Below are 584 nucleotides of genomic sequence, written 5' to 3'. Positions count from 1 at the left end.
AAAAAGAAGAAGCCGAAGGCTATCAAACGACGCAATCAGAAGGAACAGCGGTGGATGCGGGACAAGGACCACAAGGTCAGCCGAGCCATCGTCGATTTCGCAAACCAAAAGAAAATCTCTGTCATTCGCCTCGAACTCTTGGCGAAGATCCGGCAGACGGCAAGAACAAGCCGTAAAAACAACCAGAACCTCCACTCTTGGTCGTTCTATCGTCTCGCGTCCTTCATCGAATACAAGGCCGCTTTGTCGGGCATCAAGGTCGAGTATGTGGACCCCGCCTATACGAGTCAGACCTGCCCGTCCTGTTCCGTCAGGAACAAGGTGAGGGATAGGGTCTACACGTGTGCCTGTGGGTTTAAAGGACATCGGGACGCCGTCGGTGCGATGAACATCCGATACGCACCTGTGATGGATGGTAACAGTCCATCAGCCTGAGAACCTATACGGTCTGTCTCAGGAGGGGTGATGGCACACCCCTACCTCAAGGCTCGGACGAAGCAGAAATGGATTGAGTCCGCCAAGCACTTGAGAATCCCACCCTCACCAACGGTGTGGGCTTGCGGCTTTAGCCGTGGGAGTGTCAA

At 54.3% G+C, this 584-nt stretch carries 1 protein-coding gene; it reads left to right on the top strand.

The window, feature by feature from the left end:
- A partial coding sequence (locus tag ACRPK8_RS15810) for an RNA-guided endonuclease TnpB family protein (RefSeq protein ID WP_432238993.1) occupies positions 1 to 435 on the top strand: 435 nt, incomplete at its 5' end.
- Between the last annotated feature and the right edge of the window lie 149 nt (positions 436 to 584).

Origin of the sequence: Exiguobacterium sp. TDN 0502, from assembly GCF_050846835.1 — a bacterium.
Lineage (GTDB): Bacteria > Bacillota > Bacilli > Exiguobacteriales > Exiguobacteriaceae > Exiguobacterium_A.
This window is presented reverse-complemented; position numbering and strand designations above follow the sequence as displayed.